This window comes from Kumtagia sp., from assembly GCF_059502445.1.
In genome coordinates this window covers 22,494-43,165 of record NZ_JCACER010000022.1, presented here as the reverse complement: position 1 = coordinate 43,165, position 20,672 = coordinate 22,494, and the positions used below count along the sequence as shown (strand labels likewise).

Here is a 20,672-nt window from a genome sequence, read left to right as displayed (position 1 = left end):
TTCTTTCGGCAGAAGGGCCGCAGCAGTCCAGACGTCGCGCGGGCCGAAAAAAGTAAACTGTCCCCTGAGTGGCCTACAGAGTCGCCCTGCTCGCGCTGCACTCCGGTTCATGCCGCCGCCCCTCTCGTCTCCGCCTCGACATTGAGCGCGCTGGAGATCAGCGCATGCTCGGTGATGCCGCCACCTTCGAGCTCGCGCACGATGCGGCCGTCATAGAGGACGAGCACGCGGTCGCAGCAGCCGATCAGCTCGTCGTAGTCGGTTGAATAGAACAGGATCGCCGCGCCCGCGTCGGCCAGCCGGCGCAGCAGCTGGTAGATCTCCTGCTTGGTGCCGACGTCGATGCCGCGGGTCGGATCGTTGAGCAGGATGATGCGAGGCTTTCGCATCAGCCATTTGGCGATCACCACCTTCTGCTGGTTGCCGCCCGACAGCGCGCCGACCGGCACGTCGATGCCGGCCGTCTTGATGGCGAGCAGTTGCACCATCTCGTCGATCAGCCGCTCCTCCGCCTCGCGATCGATGATGCCCGCCATCGACACGCGGTCGAGGACGGCGAAGGACAGGTTCTCGCGCACCGTCATGGGCAGCATCAGCCCCTCGGTCTTGCGGTCCTCGGGGATCAGCGCCATGCCGACCTTGGCCGAGCGCGCCTGCGCCGGGCTGGCGATCGTCGCCGGCCGGCCATCGACCAGCACCTCGCCGGTCGTGCCGCGCAAGACGCCGAACAGCGCCAGCAGCAGGTCGCGCTGGCCCTGCCCGTCCAGCCCGCCCAGGCCGACGACCTCGCCGGCGCGGACGGAAAAATTGATGTCGCGCAGCCTGCCGGCCCAGCCGAGCTCCCGGCATTCGAGCATCGGCGCCTCGGGGGAGGCCGGACGCTGCGGCTTGGGCGGGAAGACATTGCTGTATTCGCGCCCGATCATCATCTGCACGACTTCCGCGTCGGTCCGCGTGCCGGCCTTGTAGCTTTCGACGTTGCGGCCGTTGCGGAAGACCGTGCACTCGTCCGCCAGCTCGGCGATCTCGTGCATGCGGTGCGAGATGTAGAGCAGCGCCAGGCCCTCGGCGCGCAGCCGCTTGAGCACAGCAAAGACCTTGGCGACGTCGGCGGCGGTCAGCGCCGAGGTCGCCTCGTCGAGGATGAGGATGCGCGGCTTCGATGCCAGCGCCTTGGCGATCTCCACCATCTGCCGGCGCGACAGCGGCAGGTCGCGGACCAGGGCGCGGGGATGGATGTCGCCGGCGCCGGCACGCGCCAGCGCCTCCTCGGCAAGCAGGCGCTGGGCGCGGTGGTCGATCAGGCCGAAGCGGCGCGGCGGATCGGCGATCGCGATGTTGTCGGCGACGCTGAGGTCGGGAACCAGCGACAGCTCCTGGAAGATGCAGGCGATGCCGGCCGCTTTGGCGTCGGCCGGCGCGGCGAAGCGCACCTCGTTTCCGTCGAGCAGCATCCTGCCCTCGTCGGGCGAGACGACGCCGGCCATGACCTTGATCAGGGTCGACTTGCCCGCGCCGTTCTCGCCGAGGATGGCGTGGATGCGGCCCGCCTCGACGACAAGCTCGGCCTTCTCCAGCGCGCGCACGCCGCCGTAGCGCTTGGAGATGCCTTCCATGCGGAAGAGGGAAGGTTGGTCCGTTTGTTCCTGAAGCATCGCTGTTTTCGATCGCCGGAGCTGGATTTGGCCGGTCCGGGCAGCCCTCATTCGCCTGCCGGCACCGGCTTCCCACAAAGGGCAGGAAGAGGGCCGGCCGGCGATGACGCCCCCTCCCCGTCCCGAGCCGTTCGAAGGATCACGGGCAGAGGGTAAGGGTGAGGGGCTGCGCCAGGCACGACCTGTTCGCGCGGCCCCCCATCTGCCTGCCGGCATCTTCTCCCCGTCGACGGGGAGAAGAGAGCCACTCGCCTACTGGTTCTCCTTCGACTGTCCCATGATCTCCTGGGCGGTGAAGTTGATGCCGCAGGTCGGGAAGGCGTTGCCGACGAAGAAATTGTCGGACTGGTCGGGATAGAAGTCCTGCCCTTCCTTGAAGTTCGGATCCTCGACGATCGCCAGCGGCAGCTTGACCGACTGCGGCACCACCTGGCCCTCGAGCGCGGCTATGGCCGTCTTGACGGCGACGGCGACCTGCGCCGGGCCGGTGCCGGCCGACGAGCATTTCAGGCCCTCGCCGGCAAACTTGGCGCAGAATTTTCGGAAGCCGTTTTCGGTCTCGCCACCGAACGGCACGAACGGATGCTTGGCGTCGATCATCGCCTGCACCACGCCGGTGTCGCCGCCCTGGGCGGTGATGCCGTCGAATTTCTTGTGCACGGCGATCGCGTCGGCGGTGGCCTTCTGCGCGGTCGGATCGTCCCACTTGCCGAGCACCTCGACGACGTCCCACTTCTTGCCGGTGGCGGCGAAGGTATCGTGAATGCCGTTGTGGCGGTCGGTGTCGACCGACGTGCCGGCGACGCCGCGCACCTCGAGTATCTTGCCGCCCTCGGGCAGGTGTTTCGCCAGCCAGTTCGCCCACAGCACGCCAAGGCCCTTCTGGTCGACATTGACGTTGATGGCGTCCTCGGTGTCGAGGATGTTGTCGAAGGCGACCAGCACGACGCCGGCTTCCCTGGCACGCTTGATCACCGGCGTGAAGGCGGTCGGGTTCTGGGCATTGACGACGATGGCGTCATAGCCGGAATCGATGAAGTTGTTGATGGCCGAGATCTGCGCCGGCACGTCCTCGCCGGTCGAGACCACCTTGAACTCCTTCAGCTTGGCGGCGACCTCCGGCTGCGCCGCATAGGCCTTGGCGGTCTGGATCATCTGGATGCGCCAGGTGTTGGCGATGTAGCCGTTGGCGAGCGCGATCCTGTACGGACCTTCCTTCTTCGGGAACTTGAAGAACTTCGTCTCGGCCGCCCACGGAACGAAGCATTCCGGCTCGGCAGCCGGGCCGCTGACGATCTCCGGCTCGGCGATGGCGGACGAAGAAAGAAGCATGAATGCTGCAGCGGCGAAAACGCCGCCAGCGACGGATCTGATCATCTATTTCCTCCCACTCATTTGCTTTTGTTGCTTAGGTCGAGCGGCCTCCATTCCGCCCGTGTCACCAGCTGCGCCCGGTCCTCTCCAGTGCGTTGTGTTTCTTATGTCACCGGGACGGGGACCTGCCCGTAGCGCTCATGACGCAAGGGAAATGGTAGCGCTACCAGATACCGGTGTAAAGCGGAATCCGGAACACGTCACGGCGGTCTCAGCGCGCCGTGCTTTCCCGCCGCATCAGTTCGAATCCGGTGTCGACCACCCGCTGCTCGGGACGCTCCCCGGCGATCGCCGCGCGCGCCATGGCGATGGCGCGCCGGCCGATATCGTAGCGGGGGGTGCGCACGCTGGTGATCGAGGGATAGGCGACGTCCATCATCTCCAGGTCGTTGAAGCCGGCGATGCCGATCTTGCCAGGCACCGCGAGCGCGGCGCGATTGCACTCGAACAGCACGCCGAGCGCCAGGTCGTCGTTGTTGCAGAAGACGGCGTCCAGCGTCGGCACCTTGGCCAGCGCGTCGCGGAACAGCTCGCGGCCGAGCGACACGCTCGATGGCGCCGTCGTCGTGGTGACGAGGCGCAGGTCGAACAGTCCCGCCTCCTCGAGCGCCGCCCGGTAGCCCGCCAAGCGCCGCTGCGAGCGCGGGTCCATGCGCGCGCCGATGAAGCCGATCCGGCGATAGCCGGCCTCGATCAGGTGGCGCGTCACCGCGCGGCCGCCCTCGACATGCGAGAAGCCGATCATCATGTCGATCGGATCGGTGCCGATCTCCATGATCTGCACCACGGGACAGCCCGCCTCCTTCAGGATCGCCCGCGACGTCGCCGTCTGGTCGATGCCGGACAGGACCACCGCGGAAGGACGCTGGCCGATGAAACCCTGCAGCAGCCGCTCCTCCTCGAGCCCGGAATAATGGGTATTGCCGATGTGGAGCTGCAGGTGGCTGTCGCCGAGGCCGTCATAGAGGCCGCGCACGACATCGGCGAAGACATTGTTGGTGAGCGACGGCACCAGCACCGCCACCACGTCGGCACGCGCCGAGGCGAGCGCCCGGGCATTGCGGTCGAGCACATAGCCGAGCTCCGCCACGGCCTTGTCGATCTGCTCGCGCAGCTCGCGGGAAACGCGGTCCGGCTCGCGCAGGGCGCGCGACACGGTGATGGCGCCGACGCCGGCCTTGCGCGCCACGTCGGCGATGGTCGGCCGCCCGCCGCCGCGTCGCGTGCGCGGCCTCATCGCGGCCTGCCGACGCGGCGCGATGCGCCTGTGCATTGCGGGAGCCGCAACCATCCGAGCCGCACGCCGCCCTCCCTCACCTGGACGAAGATAGCCGTCGGTTCGCGCAACGGCAGGTGCTTGTCAAGCGCGTGTCCGCTCCGTCACCCCGGCTGCGTGACGGTCGGGATGCGGATATGCGTCACTTCGACCGACTGCAGCTTTGCCGCGAGCGCCACCATCAGCGCCTGGGCGAGGCACATCGGCGCGGCGAGCGAGCGCGAGAAGGTGTACTCGTCCTCCGGAATCTCGAACAGCACGCTTGCCGTCTTGGTGAGCGGCGACAGCCGGCTGTCGGTGATGGCGACAACGGGAATGCCGGCCGCATGCGCGGTCTCGGCGATGGCGACGACCTCCTTGGCGTAGAAGCGGAACGACACCGCGACGAGCGCGTCGCCCGGGCGCATGACCTTGGCCATCTCGGTGGCGAGTCCGCCATTGGCATCGAGAAGCACCACCCGGCGGTTCAGCATCGACAGCACGTAACGCATGAACAGCGCGATCGGCTCGGACCGCAGCTGGCCGGCAAGATAGATGGTGTCGGCTGCCGCGAGCACGTCGACCGCCCGGGCGAACTTGTCCCCGTCGGCCTGGCCGAGCAGATCCTGCAGCGAGGCGATGTCGCGCGCCACCAGGTCGCCAAGCACGCCGCGCGGGCCGCTCTTGTGCAGCTCCAGCTCGGACTTCAGCGCACTCACCCTGGTCTCGTAGCCGGGAGCCGCGGTGGCCAGCCGGGCCTGGAAGATGCTCTGCAGTTCCTTGAAGCCGGAGTAGCCGAAGAGCTGGGCGAAGCGGACGAGGCTGGAAGCATGCACGCCGCAACGATCGGCGATCCAGTTGAGCGTCCGGATCGCCACGTCGTTGGGGTTTTGGGTCAGGAACCGCCCGATGAGCTGGTAAGTCGCGCTGAGGTCGTCATAGCTTTCCTCGATGACGCGCATGAAGGCTTCGTAGTTGGCTGGCGGCATCTTTGCCACGTCGGTTCCCTCTTTCCTGGCCGCGTGCCGACAGCGGTTCTTACCGTTGTCCCGGTCCGTTGGAAGCCCTTCGTTCAGACACGGGCCAGCCGTCTCGTCCGGCCGCTCGCGCAGGTCGGGCGAGGCTTGTCACGACACGTCGACCGGCTTGCTGCGCATCCGGGCAACCGTCTCGCGCTCCGCGCGCTTGCAGATCTGCGGCGGCAGGCCGCGCAGCAGGAGTTCGGTGTCGGCGAGCACGAGGCGGCCGATCTCCAGGAAGCTCTCGCGCATGCCGCCGCTGCGGTGGCTGGACAGGATCACTCCGTCCAGCTTGCGCAGGGGCGCGTCGGCGGAGAGCGGCTCGACCGGAAAGACGTCGATGCCGGCGCGGACATGGCCGCTGCGCACCGCCTCCTCCAGCGCCGGGAAATCGACGATGCCGGCCCGGCTCATCAGCAGCAGCACCGCCCCCTTCGGCATCAGCGCGAACTCGCGCGCGCCGATGAAACCCTGGTTCTCGCTGGTCGAGCTGGCGAACAGGAAGACAACGCGCGACGCCGACAGCAACTCGTCCAGCCCGCTCGGGATGCAGTTCTGCTCGAGGATGCGGCGCTCCGGCTGCCACGGGTCGTAGACGCGCACCTCGCAGTGGAACGGCACCAGCATGCGGCGCAGCGCCGTGCCGAGATCGCCCAGGCCGACGATGCCGACCTTTGCGCCGGTGAGCAGGAAGCTGCCGGCATTGCTGGCCAGTCCCCATTTCTCCGAACCGTCGCGGAAGGCTTCGTGGGTGGCGGTGATCTCGCGCGAAAGATCGAGCGCCATGCCGAGCGCCGTTTCGGCCACCGAGGTCGCGAAGACCGGGCTGGTGACGAGCACGTGGATGCCATGGGCGAAGCAGTGGTCGTAGTCGACATTGGGCAAAAAATTGCCCTCGACATTGATGACGCCGCGCAGGTTCGGCATGCGCGACAGCCGCTCGGCCGGCAGGTCGACCTGGCCGATCACCACTTTCGCGCGCGCCAGCGCCGCCTCCAGATCGGCGGCGGCGAGCCGGCTGCCGTCGGCATGGACGACCACCTCGCCCAGCGCATGAAGACGTCGGAGATCGTCCGGCTCGAAGATCATGTCGAGCGTGCGCGGTTCCGGATCGGCGATCAGGATCAGCGGTTTTTCTTCCGCGGTCATAGGGCGGGCTCCGAATGCCGGTACCGATTCCGTTGGTTATGCATGCCGGTCACACCTCCAGCCTGCCTCCAGTCGCGGCAGCCGCGACGGCGGCGGGGAGCGGCCGTCATCGTCCGTCCTCCCGCGCCTGATGTCAGACCGCGACGGCCCGGCCGGTGGCGGCCGATTCCACCGCGCAGTCGGCGAGCCGCAGCGCCTGGCGGCCGTCATGCACAGTGACCGGCATCGGCTGCCCGTCGACCACCGCGTCGATGAAGGCGTCGAGCTCCAGCCTGTAGGCGTCGGCATAGCGCTCGAGGAAGAAGTTGAGCAGCGGCTCGCGCACCTCGGTGGCGGTGCCCGACCAGCGGCGGATGGTGGAGGGGCGCAGGTTCTCGTTCATCACCATCCCCCGGGCGCCGTAGATCTCGAAGCGCTGGTCGTAGCCGTAGACCGCCTCGCGGCAGCAGTTGATGTGGCACTGCTTGCCGGACGCCGTCTTCATCTGCACCATGACCGTGTCGTAGTCGTCGAGCTCGTCGAGCGTCGGGTCGACCAGCCGGCTGCCGACGGCGGAGACCTCGACCGGCTCCTCGCCGAGGAACCAGCGCGCCATGTCGAAATCGTGGATGGTCATGTCGCGGAAGATGCCGCCGGAGCTGCGCAGATAGTCACGCGGGGCTAGTCCCGGGTCGCGGCTGGTGATGACCACCTGCCGGACGTCGCCGATCTCGCCGTCGTCGATCGCCTTGCGCAACTGCCGCGCGGAGGGATCGAAGCGGCGGTTGAAGGCGACCATGACACGGGCGCCGAGCCGGCCGATCTCCTTCGCGGCCATGTCGGCGCGCGCAAGGTCGAGGTCGACCGGCTTCTCGCACAGCACCGCCTTGCCGAGTTTTGCCGCGTGCAGCATCAGCTCCACATGGGTCGGCGTCGGTGTGCCGATGACGATGGCATCGACGTCGGCGCGTTCGATCGCGGCGATCGGATCGGCGAGCGGGGCGGCGGCCCATTCCGCCGCGAGGGCCGCCGCCGCCGCGTCGACCGGGTCGGCGACGGCGACCAGCCTGCTCCGCTTGTTCGTGGCTGCGTTCGCCGCGTGGATCTTGCCTATCCGTCCGGCGCCCAGAACGGCTATTCCCAGCATGGAAGTTCTCCTGGTTTCAATGGCGAGTTGCTCCCGGCTTGCGGGTAGAAGCCGCGGACGGGGAGATAATTGCATCCCGCCGGTTATTTGTACTGTCCGGCATTCTCCCCGGCGACGAGTTGCGTGCCCGTGTCGATCACCTCGTCGACGGTCTTGCCCGCCTTGATCAGCGTCCACTTGTCGCCGAGCACTTCGCCGGCATCGACGTGGAACTCACGCCGTGCAATGCGATGATCGCCCCGAAATATTTCGAAATGCCCTTCGCTTCGAGAAGCGGAGCCGGAGCAGCGTCAGCCAATCCCACTCAACTCCCCAGGTTGGAAAGTCGGCGGGCGAGTTTGTTGCAACGACTTTTCCCTCCACATCAATTGCGCAATATTTAGTGCATCCCTGCATGGCTCTGTCAACGGCGAAGCCGCATTCAGAGCTTCATCGGGCCATCCGGCACCGGCATGCCGCCGGCTGCCGCACCCCAGACCGTCTGATCGAAATTGACGATGGCGCCCGTCATCAGGCCGGCATCGTCGGAAGCCAGGAAGTTGATCGCGCGCGCCGCCTCCTCGGGATCGATCAGCCGCCCGAAGGGAAGGTTCGCCGCAGCCTTGGCTTCCCAGTCGGGGTCGCCGGAGCGCGCCTGCAGCGCTCGCTCGTTGTCGGACGACATCCAGCCGACGTTGAGCTGGTTCACCCTGATGCGGTTGGCCGCGACGGAAAAGGCGGTATTGGCGGTCAGCGTCGTCAGCGCGCCCTTGGAGGCGCAATAGGTGTTGATGAACGGCTGGCCGGAGAGCGCCGAGATCGAGCCGATGTTGACGATCGCACCCTCGATGCCGTCGCGGATCATGCGGCGGATCGCCTCCTGCATCAGGAAATAGGGGCCGCGCACATTGACCGCGAACATGCGGTCGAACAGCTCCGGCGAGGTGTCGAGGATGGTGCCGCGATCGGTCATGCCGGCGGCGTTGACCAGCACATGCACCTTGCCGAACAGGCGGTCCGTCTCGGCCATCACCTTGCGGCAATCCTCGACGCTGCCGACGTCGGCGGCGACGAAATGCGCGGCAACGCCGATGTCGCGGGTGATCGCCTCGGCCACCGCCCCGCCCTTCTCCGCGTTGCGGCCGAGCACCACGATGCCCGCCGCGCCGGCTTCGGCGAAGCGGCGTGCGACCGCCGCGCCGAGCCCCTGGGTGGAGCCGGTGACGACGCAGATCTTCCCATCCATGCGGTTCATGCTCACCCCTCCACCGTATAGCCGGACGCAGCCATGACGCGCAGCAGCTCGGCATGGCCGATCCGCGCCATCTCCAGCGGCGGGCTCTTCACCGGGTCCTGCTCGGCCTCGACGACGAACCAGCCCTCGTAGCCGTAGCCCGCCAGCTTTCTGACGATCGCGACGAAGTCGAGCGAGCCGTCGCCCGGCACGGTGAAGGCGCCCTTCACCACCGCGTCGAGAAAACTCTCCTTCGTCCGGTCGAGGCCGTCGATCACGGTCCGGCGCACGTCCTTGGTGTGGACATGGGAGATGCGCCTGTGGTGCCTGTCGATGACGCGAAGCACGTCGCCGCCGGCGAAAGCCATATGGCCGGCATCGTAGAGCAGCGGCAGTCCCGCGCCGGAATGTTTCATCAGCAGGTCGACATCCTCCTCCGATTCGATCGGCGCGGCCATGTGGTGGTGATAGGAGATCGGCATGCCCTGATCGGCGCACCACTCGCCGAAGGCCGTCATCTTGCGGCCGTAGGCCTTGATCTGATCCTCGTCGAGGCGCAGCCGCGTGGCGAGCGGCGCGTTGCGGTCGCCCTGGATGGTGCCGGCGGTCTCGCCGTAGACGATGCAGGGCGCGTCCATCGCCTTGAACAGCGCCATCTGCGCCGCGATGCGGTCCTTCTCCGCTTCGATGTCGCCGTCCAGCAGGCGTCCGGAGAACCAGCCGCCGCACACCTGGATGCCATGCGCTGTCAGGATGGGGCCGAGCTCGTTCGGATCGAGCGGAAAGCGGCGGCCCGTCTCCATGCCGGTGAAGCCGGCCTGGCGCGCCTGCGACAGGCACTCCTCCAGCGAAACGTCGTCGCTGAGTTCGGCGAGATCGTCGTTCCACCAGGCGATGGGCGCGATGCCCAGTTTGGCTTTCATGTCAGGTCTCCGCTTCGACAAGGTGACGGGACGATACTAGAGCCGAATACGATCAGGAATGGATCGGCACTCCGCCTTTTGGCGCATGATCTTTGTCTGAAACGCCTGCAACTTCCGGGATCATGCCCCAGCCTCCAACTGCCGGCGCGGCGAAGCGGGGGAGGCCTAAGCCCTCACCGCGCCGGCAGAGCGCCCCTGCGGGCAGTGCCGGCCAAAGCCGGACGGGAAAGTCAGACCCCGACGCGTTGACGTGGGCGCCCCCACCTGCGCCGCATGCGCGGCACGCATTCCCGCCCCCTGCGGCGATTTTCTCGATTCCTACAGAATGATTATTGACAGTGCAATTCGATCGCAACGATCATTGCAAAAATCCTGGGAGGATTAGATGTTGCGCATTGCCGTCGTCGGCTGCGGTCGCATCGGCAGGGTGCATCGGCGGACATCGCTGCGCGCCCTCGCGCCGCGCGGGCTGACGCCCGGCACGCGGCGGCCGACGAGATGATCAGCCGCAAGGCGGCAGCGGCCCGCGCCATCCGCTGGGGTTTCGACATGACCACGGTTTCCAACGGCGTGCGCATGCTCGCCACCGCGGCGGCGGCCAATGTCAGGACATTCCGCGCGCTGACCGGCGGCGATGCGGCAGGCGCGACGGGCGGCCAGGGAGGCTACTGATGCCGCATGTGCTGGTCGCCGGAAATATCCACCCGAGCGGGATGGCGCTGCTCGAGGGCGCCCCCGATGTCACCTACGACTATATCGAGGCGGTATCGGAGCCGAGCTATGCGCCGCTGATTTCCGCCGCCGACGGGCTGGTGATCCGCACGCAGCCGCTTTCCGCCGCCACGGTGGCGCGGGCGGAGAAGTTGAAGATCGTGTCGCGCCACGGCGTCGGCTACGATGCCGTGCACCTGCGCTCGCTCAACGCGCGCGGCATCGCGCTGGCGATCGTCGGCGACGTCAATTCGGTGTCGGTGGCCGAGCATGCGATGATGCTGCTGCTTGCCGCCGCCAAGCGGGCGCTGCCGGCCGACCGGTCGGTGCGGCAAGGCGACTGGAGCTGGCGCGACCGGCTGGAGCCGGTCGACCTCGCCGGAAAGCACCTGCTCATCGTCGGCTACGGCCGCATCGGCCGGCATCTGGCGCACATGGCGGCCGCCTTCAGAATGGAGGTCAGGGCGCACGACCCCTATCTCGAACGGTCCGGCTGGCCGGACGGGCCGGCCTTGCCGGCCAGCGATCTGCCGGCGGCGCTCGCCTGGGCCGATTTCGTGTCGCTCAACGTGCCGAGGACCGAGCGGCCGCTGATCGGCGCCGCCGAGCTCGCCGCCATGAAACCCTCCGCCATCCTGGTCAACGCCGCGCGCGGCGGCCTGGTCGACGAGGCGGCCCTTGCCGAGGCGCTGCGCGCCGGCCGCATCGCCGGCGCCGGCCTCGACGTGTTCGACGACGAGCCGCCGAAACCGGACAATCCGCTGCTTGCGCTCGACCAGGTGGTGCTGACGCCGCACATTGCCGGGCTCAGCGCCGAATGCGGCGAGCGCATGGCGATCTCTGCCGTGCGGAACGTGCTGGATTTCTTCGCCGGCCGCATCGATCCTGCCCTTGTCGTCAACGGAGCCCACCTCAATGGCAAGTGACAAGCCGCCCCTGCGCGTCGGCCTGATCGGCACGGGCTTCATGGGCAAGACCCATGTGTTCGGCTTCACCACCGCGCAACGGGTGTTCGACCTGCCGTTCGAGATCGTGCTGCACGCGATAGCCGACCGCACCGAAGCGTTAGCGGCGGACGCCGCACGCACGCTCGGCTTCGAAAAATCGAGCGGCGACTGGAGGGCGCTCGTCGCCGACCCCGAGATCGACCTGATCGACATCACCGCGCCCAACGCCTTTCACAAGGAGATGGCGCTGGCGGCGATCGCGGCGGGAAAACACGTCTATTGCGAGAAGCCGCTGGCGCCCTCCGCGCAGGATGCGCGGACGATGGCGGAGGCGGCAGAAAAGGCCGGCGTCAGGACGCAGGTCGGCTTCAACTATCTGTGCAACCCGATGCTCGGCCTGGCGCGCGAGCTGATCGCCGGCGGCGAGCTCGGCGAGATCCGCAGCTATCGCGGCGTCCATGCCGAGGACTACATGGCCGATGCGGAAGGCCCCTTCACCTTCCGCCATGACCCGGCGGGCGGTGGCGCGCTCGCCGACATCGGCAGCCATGCGCTCGCCACGGCGGAATACCTGCTCGGGCCGATCAGCGCGGTGACGGGCGAGTGCGTCACCGTGATCGGCGAACGCCCCGACGGCAGGGGCGGGAGGCGACGCGTCGAGGTGGACGACATCGGCCGCGCCTTCCTGCGTTTCGCCAGCGGCGCCACCGGCAGCATCGAGGCCAACTGGATCGCCATGGGCCGCAAGATGCAGCACGATTTCGAAGTCTACGGCAGCAAGGGCGCGCTGGTCTTCAGCCAGGAGCGCTTCAACGAACTCCACTTCTACAGCGCCGCCGATCCCTCCGGCCGGCGCGGCTTCCGCAGGATCGAGGCCGGGCCGGACCACGAGCCCTACGGCCTGTTCTGCGTGGCGCCCGGCCACCAACTCGGCTTCAACGACTTGAAGGCGATCGAAGCCGCCCGCTTCCTCGAGGCGATCGCCGGCAGGCGGCCGGAACCGTTCGGTTTCCGCGCCGGCCAGCGCGTGCAGGAGCTGGTGGAGGCCATCCAGCGCTCCTCGCGCGAAGGCGTCCGGGTCCGGGTGGGCTAAGCTCGCGGCGGTGCCGACGCGAAGGTCCGTCCGGGCGCGACGAGACTGCATCGGGGTGGCGGGGATGCTTTTCCATTCGATCTTCCGCTAGAAGGGTTCCCGGACGAGGCGCCCGGAGAGAGACCGATGGACACGATCGAGGCAGAGGGCATTACGCTTTCCTTCCGGCCGGAGGGCGGGGTCATCGACGGCCTCGTCATCGCCACGGAGAAGGGCGACCTGCGCCCGCTGTACCGCGCGCCGTGGCTGGAGAGCGGCGAGGTGCTGCCCGACCATGTGGCGCCGGTCGAGCGGCGGCTCGCCGGCGACTTCTTCTGCGCACCGTTCGGCGATGCCGGGCCGGACGTGCCGATCCATGGCTGGCCGGCCAACGGCACCTGGGAGAGCGCCGGCACGGCCGCGCGGACGGGCGGGACGGTGACGGCACGCTACCGCCTGCGCGAGACGGTCGAAGGCGCGCGGCTCACCAAGGAGATCGCGCTGCGCGACGGCCATCCGGTCGTCTACCAGACCCATGTCTTCGAGGGCGGTGCCGGAAAGATCCCGGTGGCGCACCATGCCATGCTGCATGTTCCGGGCGGCGCACGGCTCAGCTTCTCGCCCAAATCGGCGGGCAGGACCCCCTCCGGCGCGCCGGAGCCCGATCCGGCCCGCGGCCGCTCCATCCTCGCCTATCCGCAGCGCTTCGCGTCGCTTGCGGCGGTGCGGCGGGCCGATGGCGGCGTCGCCGATGCGCGCCTCTATCCGTTCGACGACGGACACGAGGATCTGGTGGCGCTGTCGGAAATGCCCGGCACCGCGATGGGCTGGACGGCGGCGCTGGCGGCGTCCGGCGGCTTCCTGTTCTTCGCCGTCAAGGACGCAAGGTCCTTGCCGCATACGGTGCTGTGGATGAGCAATGGCGGCCGCAGCTATTCCCCCTGGAACAGCCGGCACCGGGCGGTGATCGGCATGGAGGAAGCCGTCGTCGGCTTTCATCTCGCCGGCGGCGGCGATACCGACGGCCTGCCGACCGGGCTGACGCTCGGCGACGGCAAGACGACGGCGATCCGCTATGCCTTCGGCGCCATCGCCGCGCCGCAAGGCTGGACCGAGGTGGGCGACATCCAGATCGCCGCCGACACGATCACGCTGACCGACGTCGGCGGCGATGCACGCGTCCTGCCGTTCGACGGCGGGCACTTCAGGTGATCGTTCCGGCGGCGCCCGGCCGGGCTCAGGCGTAGGCCGCGCCAAGCCGCTCCAGCGCCTCGTCGAGGCCGACATGGCCGCGGAAGCCGCCGGCGCCGCGCGCCTCCTCGCCACGCTCGATCGCATGGGCGAACCGCACCGCCGGATCGGCCTCCAGGCGCTCGAACAGGCGCTGCAGCCCCGGATAGTCCTTGCGGTCGATGACGTCGTGGTATTTCGTCCAGCGGGCGATGCCGGCGAAATAGGCGTCGGCCAGCGTGCGGCTCTCGCCCAGCAGCCAGTCGCTCGCGCCGAGCATCCGCTCCAGATCGGCGTGCACCTTGTGCAGGTTGGCGGCGCCGTAGGACCGCAGGGCCTTCTTCTCGCCGCCCTCCAGCTCGTGCTCGAGTGCGTACCAGAGCGGGCTGAAGCCGTTGAAGAGGCTGGTGTTCAGATAGGCGATCATCTGGTTGAGACGGTCGAAGCCGGGTGTGCCCTGTGCGAAGGCGAGGCCGTTGCCGACGCCGTGCGGGGCGATATGGTTGAGGATCGCCATGCTTTCCGAGACCAGCCGGCCGTCGGCGGTCATCAGCGTCGGCGTCTCGCCGACCGGGTTGATGCGGCGGTAGCGCTCGCTCTGCACCGTTTCGGGCATCTCGATACGGCTGAGCCGGTAGGGAATGCCGAGCCACTCCAGCGCCACGATCGAGCCGAACGAGCAGCCGGAAGGGATGCCGTAGAAAAGGATGGGTTCCATGTGCCGTCTCCTTGGTTGTCGGTGACGGCAATATGGCTGTATGGACTTTTACCCTGTAGACGGGCATTATGCGCTTCAAAGTCCACATATATGGACATTGCATGTACAACCTCAACGATCTGCTGATTTTCGTGCAGGCTGTCGAGACGGGCGGATTCGCGGCGGCGGGGCGGCGGCTCGGCCTGCCGAAGTCCACCGTCAGCAAGCGGGTGGCCGAGCTGGAAGCGACGCTGGGCGCGCGGCTGATCCACCGCACCTCGCGCAGCTTCGCGCTCACCGAACTCGGCCGCGATTTCCATGACCACGCGCGCGCCGCGGTCATCGAGGCCGAGGCGGCCGAGAGCGTGGTGCGGCGGCGGCTGGCGGAGCCGAGCGGCGTGGTGAAGATCACCACCTCGGTGCCGACGGCGCAGTTCCAGCTTGCCGACCGCTTGCCGGCGCTGGCGCGCGCCTATCCGAAGCTGGAGGTGCAGCTTCACGTCACCGACCGGTTCGTCGACCTCGTCCAGGAAGGTTTCGACATCGCGGTTCGCAGCCATTTCGGACCGCTGCCCGATTCCGGGCTGGTGCAGCGGCGGCTGGGTACCGAGCATATCATCCTGGTGGCCGCGCCCGGCTACCTCGCAGGGAGAGGCGAGCCGAGACAGCCCGACGCTCTCGCGGAACACGACGGCCTGCTCGTCGGCCCCTCGGCAAGGCAATGGCGGCTGAGGCGGGCCGACGACGCCGTCGAGGTGACGCCGGTCCCGCGCTTCCTGGCCGATGAATCCGTGGTGCTGCTCGGCGCCGCTACTGCGGGGCTCGGCATCGCCTGCTTGCCGGAGACCATCGCCGCGCCGGCCATCGGGCGGGGCGAGCTCGTGCGGGTGCTGCCCGAATGGACCGCCGGCTCGGTCACCACGACGATCCTCACGCATCACCGCCGCGGGCAATTGCCTTCGGTGCGGGCCGTCATCGATTTCCTGGCGGGGCGAGGTGAAGCGGAAGTGGGGTGACGCCGCGATTTTTGACCGCTGAAGCCCCCTCTCCGTCTCGCCCTTCGGGCTCGCCACCTCTCCCTCACTTCGTGGGGGCGAGGAACCCAGGCTGGAGAGGCGCCGGCATCGTGGCAGCGGTTCCTCGCCCCCACGCAGTGGGGGAGAGGTGGCGAGCCCGAAGGGCGAGACGGAGAGGGGGGCTTGGCACAGCGCCGACTGCGTGGGCGACCAGAGCGTTGCGAACTCATCCCTCGCAGAAAGCATCCCGCATGGCGCCGAGGATGCAGACTGCCGAGGCGGCGCCCGGATCCATGTGGCCCAGCGAGCGCGGACCGACGCGGGCGGCGCGGCCGCGCGTTGCCACCATGGTGCGCGTCGCGTCCGCCCCGGCCTGCGCCGTCTGGAGTATTTTCGCCCATGCCGCGGCTTCCGCGTCGCCGCGTGCCGCGGCGTCCGCCGCCGCTTCGGCCGCCGCCGCTTCGGCCGCCGGAATCCAGACGTCGAGCATGGTCTTGTCGCCGCGCTGGCCCTTGCCGCGATCGCGGATGCCCGCGGCGATGGCGCCGAGCATCGCCGACTGGCCGGCGAGATTGAGCGTCTCCTCTTCGCGATCCTTGAAGGCTTGAGCCGCCCGCTTGAAGGCCGTGGCATAGAGGGGGCCGGTGGAAGCGCCCACGGCGTTCAGGAAGGCGGTGGCGGCAACCGACAGCACGTCGGCCGGCATAGTCCGGTCGAGATCGAGCCTGGCCAGTGCGCCATTCACGGCGAGGAAGCCGATGGACATGGTGATGCCGTGATCGGCATCGCCGATCGCCCCGTCCAGTTCGGACAGGCGATCCTTCTCGCGCTCGATAACGGCCGAGATCAGGTGAAACATCCTGACCAGGCGGCGCGCCCCGTTGCCCGGCATTTTGGCCTCCACTTCTCCTCCTCCAGCGGACGCATTCAAACGCGTCTTCCCATGCTAACCGATGCGGAGGAAAGCAGTCTCACACGGATGGTTCAACAGCGAGTCCAATTCGTCGTCCAGATGCAGGATGGTGATCGACGCTCCGGTCATGTCCAGAGACGTGCAATACGGCCCGACCCAGTTGGCCGCGATGTCGATCCCCTTGGCCGACAGCCGCTGCTCGACGCGCCGATAGAGGATGTAGAGCTCCATCAGCGGCGTGGCGGTGAAGGAATTGACCAGCACGGCGACGCGGTCGCCGCGGCCGGCGGTCATCTCCGCGAAGATCCGGTCCATCATCGCGTCGGTGATCTCGTCGGCGGTCTTCATCCGCTCGCGCGCCACGCCCGGCTCGCCGTGGATGCCCATGCCGATCTCCATCTCGTCCGCGCCGATCTCGAAACTCGGGCGCCTGGTCTGCGGCAGCGAACCGGGTTCGAGCGCGACGCCGACGGTGTAGGTGCGGGCATTAGCCCTGCGCGTCACCGCCTCGCAGGCCTCGAGGCTCCAACCGAGATCGCAGGCGGCACCGGCGATCTTGAAGACGAACACATTGCCGGCCACCCCGCGCCGCCCGTCGCGGTCCTCCACCGGCGAGGACGCGATGTCGTCGGTGGTGAGCACGGTACGGACCTCGATGCCCTCCTCCTCCGCCATCTCGGCCGCCATCTCGAAATTCATGACGTCGCCGGCATAGTTGCCGTAGACGAACAGCACGCCGCGGCCGCGCGACGCGGCCCTGGCGCATTGCAGGATCGGATCGGGCGGCGGCGAGGAGAAGACGTTGCCGATGGCGACGGCGTCGGCCATGCCCTTGCCGACATAGCCGAGGAAGCACGGCTCGTGGCCGGAGCCGCCGCCGACGACCAGCCCGACCTTGCCGGGGCGCGGGCCGTCGCGGGCGACCAGCGCCCGGTGCGAGCCGCCGATCGGCGCGACGTGCTTGCGGTGCGCGGCCACCGCGCCCGCCAGCATCTCCTCGATCACGTCCTGAGGGTCGTTGATGAACTTCTTGACGTGGCTGCGATAGGTGTTGGGCAGCGTCTCCGCCTTCGGCCGGTGCACCAGCTTGTCGTCGATGCCGGCCATGCCGTCGGCCTTGAGGATGCCGCGCGCCGTCGCCGCGTCGGTCACCAGGATGCTGACGTAGCCTCCGCGCAGCGCGGCGAGAATGGCCGGCACCTTGTCGAAGCCGCCGGCGACCGCGATGCGCATCGGGATCGCCTTCAGCGCCTCGAGCGAGATGCCGATGGTGCGCTGCTCGAGCGGCCCGGCGACCGGCTGGCCGCGCTCGTCGATGAAACGGCCGGCGATCACCCCGACGGCGTTCTTCGCCAGATAATCCTGCAGCGACACGCTCTCGAGCAGGCCGCTCATATGGATGGTCGAATTGGGCCGCAGCGACGAGATGCCGAAGACGACCCTGTTGGCTTCGGCAAGCGTGGCGAACTGCTCCTCCAGCAGCGGCTCGGCGAGCAGCAGCCTGCCGATCTCGGGCGAACTCACCAGCATCGGCGCCATGACAGTGACGCAGCGGCCGCCGACCGCGTCGGCGAAGGCTGCGGCGCAGAGATCTGGCGTGTAGTCGGTCCTGCCGGCAGTCCCGCCCGTCGCCTGGACGACGGTGACGTCATGCAGGCCGGCGACCTTGGTGTTGCGGCCGACCGCGAGCACCGTGCGGCCCCACACCACGGCCAGCGTGTCGCCCGACTTGAGCAGCTTCCGCATGGCCTGGCCGCCGGCGATGCCGAGCCGGTCGATCAGCGAACGCGAACTGCCGTCGCTGGGCACCACCAGGCAGTCGCGCAGGCCGAAATGCCGCTTCAGCTCCTGCGCGAGCGTCAGTGAGGCCAGACGGGCGGGGTCGAGCGTGATGTTGACGATGCCGCGCTCGCGGGCGTCGGCCAGGTAGGCGTTCACCGTGGCGCGCGAGATGCCCATGGCCTCGGCGATGTCGCCCTGGGTCATGCGCTCTTCGTAATAGAGCCAGCAGGCCCAGACCAGGGGATCGTCGCCGTAGCGCAGCGGTATGGGGACGGGAGCTTCCGCCGTCCCGGCGCGCGCCGCCTGCTTTCCCCTCATCGCCACTCCCCTCGCCCGGCACGGGAGCCGCCGGGCAGTCGCTTTTGCGCGCAAGCATGCGCCCGGCGCGCGGTGCGATCAACAGGGGTGGGGCGGAGTTCTGAACCTGGGCCGAAGCTCGGTTCGTCGACCCCCTCACCGCCTCCCCCTCGCCAAGCTCGGGATCGGCACCTCTCCCCCGATGAACGGGAACGACCGCATATGAGTATACCCCCACCCCTAACCCCTCCCCACAAGGGGGAGGGGGACTGGCTGGCATCACCGCAAGGCCTCAATCGTCGACGGTTTCGCGCGGCATGGCGGCCGCAAAGTCCCCCTCCCCCTTGTGGGGAGGGGTTAGGGGTGGGGGTGCGAGGCGGCGAAGGTTCTCGTCGATTGCCGTATGCGATCGCCCTACCCGTCGATCGACGAAGAGATGTCGAAGGCGCAGTCAGAGGCGGAGTCGATGGCGAATTCCGGCATGTGCGAGGCCGCGACAGGCCGATCGCACCGCGTCGGCAAAGACAGGCTGCCGTGGCATGGCTCCCAAGCATATCGACCGTCCGCAAAACCGTCCCGGTCGCGCGCCGGGCCTAGCCGGCGAGGCTTTCCGCCATCACCGCGACGACGATCGCCGCCGACGCCGCCCCTGGGTCGACATGGCCGAGCGAGCGCTCGCCGAGGCGCGAGGAGCGGCCCTTGCTGGCCACCATGCCGGCGGTCGCGGCGGCGCCTTCCTCCGCGGCCTTGCGCGCGGCCGCGAACACCTCGGCCGCCGGCTTGCCGGCCTCGCGGCCGGCGGCGGCCGCGACGGCGGCCGGCTGCCAGGCATCGATCATGGTCTTGTCTCCGGGCTCGGCCTTGCCGCGGTCCTGGATGCCGCGCGCCATCGCCTCGATGATCGCCGGCGCCTCGTCGGCGGCGATCGCGTCCTTGCCCTTGAAGGCGGCGCCGGCGCGCATGAAGGCCGTGGCATAGAGCGGCCCGGAGGACGCGCCGACCGCGTTCAGGAAGGATTTCGCCGCCGTGTTGAAGACGTCGGTCGGAGAGATGGCGGCAGGGTCGAGCGCGTCCAGCGCCCTGGCGACGGCGCCGAACCCCTGGGCCATGGCGATGCCGTGGTCGGCATCGCCGATATGGCCGTCGAGCTCGCAGAGAAAGCCCTTCTCCGCTTCGATGCGCTCCGACAGCGCCCGGAACATTTTTATCAGATCCGCCGATGTGAGTGCCGACATGGGGATAGCCTTCTACTTGACCTGGAACATCGCGCAGTCGCAGGGATGATCGAGCATCCGCTGCAACTCGTCGTCGAGATGCATCAGCGTGATCGAGGCCCCCGCCATTTCGAGCGAGGAGCAATAGGTGCCGACGAAGGTGCGGTGGGTCTCGATGCCTGCATCGGCCAGGCGGCGGTGGACGCGGCGGTTCATGATGTAGAGCTCCATCAGCGGCGTCGAGCCCAGCGAGTTCACCAGCACCGCCACCTTCGAGCCCTTGGGCGCATCCATCTCGGCCAGCAGCTGGTCCATGATGCGGTCGACGATTTGATCCGCGCTCTGCAGCGGCTCGCGGGCGATGCCGGGCTCGCCATGGATGCCCATGCCGACCTCCATCTCGTCCGGTCCCATCTCGAAGTTCCACTTGCGCGTCTGCGGCAGCGAGCAGGCGCCGAGCGCCACGCCGATGGTGAAGGTGCGGTCGTTGGCCTTGCGGGCGATGCGCTCGCATTCGTCGAGCGACAGCATCATGTCGCAGGCCGCCCCCGCCGCCTTGAAGACGAAGAAATTGCCGGCGACGCCGCGCCGCTTGTGCCGCTCGGCGGGCGGCGCCGAGGCGATGTCGTCGGTGGTCAGCACGGTGCGGACCTCGATGCCGTCCATGCCGATCATCTCGGCGGCCATGTCGAAGTTCATCACGTCGCCGGCATAGTTGCCGTACATGTAGAGCACGCCGGCGCCGCCGTCGGCAGCCTTGGTGCATTCCATGATCGGATCGGGCGGCGGCGAGGCGAAGACGTTGCCGATGGCGGCCGCGTCGGCCAGGCCCTTGCCGACGAAGCCGACGAAGCTCGGCTCGTGGCCGGAGCCGCCGCCGATCACCAGCCCGACCTTGCCGGGGCGCGGGCCGTTCTTCGCGACGAGGGCGCGAAGGTTGCCGCCGACCGGCCGCAGCGTGTCGGAATGGGCGGCGAGGATGCCCTCGACCATCTCGTCGACTGCGTCGTCACCGTTGTTGATGATCTTCTTGGTCTGCATCAGAACCCGTCCTCCTGCCTTCGCCGCAATGCCGAACC

General features: G+C 68.4%; 18 protein-coding genes. 5 read left to right on the top strand and 13 right to left on the bottom strand.

Annotation, left to right across the window (positions count from 1 at the left end; translation table 11 throughout):
• Positions 1-107: 107 nt before the first annotated feature.
• The 8 genes from AC5JDC_RS09400 to iolE all read right to left on the bottom strand — a co-directional run bounded on the left by AC5JDC_RS09400 (position 108) and on the right by iolE (position 9,714).
• Complete coding sequence (locus tag AC5JDC_RS09400) at positions 108-1,655, bottom strand: sugar ABC transporter ATP-binding protein (RefSeq protein WP_495841137.1); 1,548 nt, start codon at positions 1,653-1,655, stop codon at positions 108-110.
• A gap of 252 nt (positions 1,656-1,907) precedes the next feature.
• Positions 1,908-3,032, bottom strand: a complete 1,125-nt coding sequence (locus AC5JDC_RS09395) for a sugar ABC transporter substrate-binding protein (protein ID WP_495841136.1) — start codon at positions 3,030-3,032, stop codon at positions 1,908-1,910.
• A 208-nt stretch (positions 3,033-3,240) separates the two neighbouring features.
• Positions 3,241-4,266, bottom strand: a complete 1,026-nt coding sequence (gene gntR, locus AC5JDC_RS09390; RefSeq protein WP_495841135.1) for an HTH-type transcriptional regulator GntR — start codon at positions 4,264-4,266, stop codon at positions 3,241-3,243.
• Between the two features lie 143 nt (positions 4,267-4,409).
• Positions 4,410-5,273, bottom strand: coding sequence for a MurR/RpiR family transcriptional regulator (locus AC5JDC_RS09385; protein WP_495841180.1), 864 nt, complete (start codon positions 5,271-5,273; stop codon positions 4,410-4,412).
• Positions 5,274-5,411: 138 nt separating this feature from the next.
• On the bottom strand, positions 5,412-6,452 hold the full coding sequence (locus AC5JDC_RS09380) for a hydroxyacid dehydrogenase (protein ID WP_495841133.1): 1,041 nt from the start codon (positions 6,450-6,452) through the stop codon (positions 5,412-5,414).
• 133 nt (positions 6,453-6,585) lie between these two features.
• On the bottom strand, positions 6,586-7,578 hold the full coding sequence (iolG, locus tag AC5JDC_RS09375; RefSeq protein ID WP_495841131.1) for an inositol 2-dehydrogenase: 993 nt from the start codon (positions 7,576-7,578) through the stop codon (positions 6,586-6,588).
• Positions 7,579-7,999: 421 nt separating this feature from the next.
• On the bottom strand, positions 8,000-8,812 hold the full coding sequence (locus tag AC5JDC_RS09370; protein WP_495841129.1) for an SDR family oxidoreductase: 813 nt from the start codon (positions 8,810-8,812) through the stop codon (positions 8,000-8,002).
• 2 nt (positions 8,813-8,814) lie between these two features.
• Positions 8,815-9,714 (bottom strand): myo-inosose-2 dehydratase, encoded by a 900-nt coding sequence (gene iolE, locus AC5JDC_RS09365; protein WP_495841127.1) that lies wholly within the window; start codon positions 9,712-9,714, stop codon positions 8,815-8,817.
• 498 nt (positions 9,715-10,212) lie between these two features.
• On the opposite strand from iolE, the gene AC5JDC_RS09360 reads away from it, so the two are divergent.
• The 4 genes from AC5JDC_RS09360 to AC5JDC_RS09345 all read left to right on the top strand — a co-directional run bounded on the left by AC5JDC_RS09360 (position 10,213) and on the right by AC5JDC_RS09345 (position 13,656).
• Complete coding sequence (locus AC5JDC_RS09360) at positions 10,213-10,386, top strand: hypothetical protein (RefSeq protein ID WP_495841125.1); 174 nt, start codon at positions 10,213-10,215, stop codon at positions 10,384-10,386.
• Positions 10,386-11,351 carry a hydroxyacid dehydrogenase gene (locus AC5JDC_RS09355; RefSeq protein WP_495841123.1) on the top strand — a complete coding sequence of 322 codons (966 nt, stop codon included), beginning with the start codon at positions 10,386-10,388 and terminating at the stop codon, positions 11,349-11,351. The genes AC5JDC_RS09360 and AC5JDC_RS09355 overlap by 1 nt, the downstream gene beginning before the upstream one ends.
• Positions 11,341-12,465, top strand: coding sequence for a Gfo/Idh/MocA family protein (locus AC5JDC_RS09350; protein ID WP_495841121.1), 1,125 nt, complete (start codon positions 11,341-11,343; stop codon positions 12,463-12,465). Before AC5JDC_RS09355 ends, AC5JDC_RS09350 begins: the two co-directional genes overlap by 11 nt.
• A gap of 126 nt (positions 12,466-12,591) precedes the next feature.
• Positions 12,592-13,656 (top strand): hypothetical protein, encoded by a 1,065-nt coding sequence (locus AC5JDC_RS09345; RefSeq protein WP_495841119.1) that lies wholly within the window; start codon positions 12,592-12,594, stop codon positions 13,654-13,656.
• Positions 13,657-13,681: 25 nt separating this feature from the next.
• Here AC5JDC_RS09345 and AC5JDC_RS09340 read toward each other — a convergent pair whose 3' ends face one another.
• A complete protein-coding gene (locus AC5JDC_RS09340; RefSeq protein ID WP_495841117.1) occupies positions 13,682-14,392 on the bottom strand; it encodes a glutathione S-transferase family protein in 711 nt (236 codons plus the stop codon).
• Positions 14,393-14,493: 101 nt separating this feature from the next.
• Here AC5JDC_RS09340 and AC5JDC_RS09335 point away from each other — a divergent pair, with 101 nt between their 5' ends.
• The gene (locus AC5JDC_RS09335; RefSeq protein WP_495841116.1) at positions 14,494-15,387 is read left to right on the top strand and encodes a LysR family transcriptional regulator; all 894 of its coding nucleotides are present in this window, start codon (positions 14,494-14,496) and stop codon (positions 15,385-15,387) included.
• A 226-nt stretch (positions 15,388-15,613) separates the two neighbouring features.
• Here the strand turns inward: AC5JDC_RS09335 and dhaL (AC5JDC_RS09330) are convergent, their stop codons facing one another.
• From dhaL (AC5JDC_RS09330) to AC5JDC_RS09315, 4 genes are all read right to left on the bottom strand, one after another.
• The gene (dhaL, locus tag AC5JDC_RS09330) at positions 15,614-16,279 is read right to left on the bottom strand and encodes a dihydroxyacetone kinase subunit DhaL (RefSeq protein WP_495841114.1); all 666 of its coding nucleotides are present in this window, start codon (positions 16,277-16,279) and stop codon (positions 15,614-15,616) included.
• A 54-nt stretch (positions 16,280-16,333) separates the two neighbouring features.
• On the bottom strand, positions 16,334-18,400 hold the full coding sequence (locus AC5JDC_RS09325) for a bifunctional sugar-binding transcriptional regulator/dihydroxyacetone kinase subunit DhaK (protein ID WP_495841112.1): 2,067 nt from the start codon (positions 18,398-18,400) through the stop codon (positions 16,334-16,336).
• A 572-nt stretch (positions 18,401-18,972) separates the two neighbouring features.
• Positions 18,973-19,614, bottom strand: a complete 642-nt coding sequence (gene dhaL / locus AC5JDC_RS09320) for a dihydroxyacetone kinase subunit DhaL (protein WP_106771725.1) — start codon at positions 19,612-19,614, stop codon at positions 18,973-18,975.
• 12 nt (positions 19,615-19,626) lie between these two features.
• Positions 19,627-20,634, bottom strand: coding sequence for a dihydroxyacetone kinase subunit DhaK (locus tag AC5JDC_RS09315; protein WP_495841111.1), 1,008 nt, complete (start codon positions 20,632-20,634; stop codon positions 19,627-19,629).
• Positions 20,635-20,672 lie beyond the last annotated feature (38 nt).

Excerpts from the sequence above, each read along its gene's own strand:
- AC5JDC_RS09360 (WP_495841125.1), top strand. The coding sequence starts at position 10,213 with ATGATCAGCCGCAAGGCGGCAGCGGCCCGCGCCATCCGCTGGGGTTTC.
- AC5JDC_RS09355 (WP_495841123.1), top strand. The coding sequence starts at position 10,386 with ATGCCGCATGTGCTGGTCGCCGGAAATATCCACCCGAGCGGGATGGCG.
- gntR (WP_495841135.1), bottom strand. The coding sequence starts at position 4,266 with ATGAGGCCGCGCACGCGACGCGGCGGCGGGCGGCCGACCATCGCCGAC.
- AC5JDC_RS09350 (WP_495841121.1), top strand. The coding sequence starts at position 11,341 with ATGGCAAGTGACAAGCCGCCCCTGCGCGTCGGCCTGATCGGCACGGGC.
- iolG (WP_495841131.1), bottom strand. The coding sequence starts at position 7,578 with ATGCTGGGAATAGCCGTTCTGGGCGCCGGACGGATAGGCAAGATCCAC.
- AC5JDC_RS09340 (WP_495841117.1), bottom strand. The coding sequence starts at position 14,392 with ATGGAACCCATCCTTTTCTACGGCATCCCTTCCGGCTGCTCGTTCGGC.
- AC5JDC_RS09345 (WP_495841119.1), top strand. The coding sequence starts at position 12,592 with ATGGACACGATCGAGGCAGAGGGCATTACGCTTTCCTTCCGGCCGGAG.
- dhaL (WP_106771725.1), bottom strand. The coding sequence starts at position 19,614 with ATGTCGGCACTCACATCGGCGGATCTGATAAAAATGTTCCGGGCGCTG.
- AC5JDC_RS09315 (WP_495841111.1), bottom strand. The coding sequence starts at position 20,634 with ATGCAGACCAAGAAGATCATCAACAACGGTGACGACGCAGTCGACGAG.
- AC5JDC_RS09400 (WP_495841137.1), bottom strand. The coding sequence starts at position 1,655 with ATGCTTCAGGAACAAACGGACCAACCTTCCCTCTTCCGCATGGAAGGC.
- iolE (WP_495841127.1), bottom strand. The coding sequence starts at position 9,714 with ATGAAAGCCAAACTGGGCATCGCGCCCATCGCCTGGTGGAACGACGAT.
- dhaL (WP_495841114.1), bottom strand. The coding sequence starts at position 16,279 with ATGCCGGGCAACGGGGCGCGCCGCCTGGTCAGGATGTTTCACCTGATC.
- AC5JDC_RS09380 (WP_495841133.1), bottom strand. The coding sequence starts at position 6,452 with ATGACCGCGGAAGAAAAACCGCTGATCCTGATCGCCGATCCGGAACCG.
- AC5JDC_RS09395 (WP_495841136.1), bottom strand. The coding sequence starts at position 3,032 with ATGATCAGATCCGTCGCTGGCGGCGTTTTCGCCGCTGCAGCATTCATG.
- AC5JDC_RS09385 (WP_495841180.1), bottom strand. The coding sequence starts at position 5,273 with ATGCCGCCAGCCAACTACGAAGCCTTCATGCGCGTCATCGAGGAAAGC.
- AC5JDC_RS09370 (WP_495841129.1), bottom strand. The coding sequence starts at position 8,812 with ATGAACCGCATGGATGGGAAGATCTGCGTCGTCACCGGCTCCACCCAG.
- AC5JDC_RS09335 (WP_495841116.1), top strand. The coding sequence starts at position 14,494 with ATGTACAACCTCAACGATCTGCTGATTTTCGTGCAGGCTGTCGAGACG.
- AC5JDC_RS09325 (WP_495841112.1), bottom strand. The coding sequence starts at position 18,400 with ATGAGGGGAAAGCAGGCGGCGCGCGCCGGGACGGCGGAAGCTCCCGTC.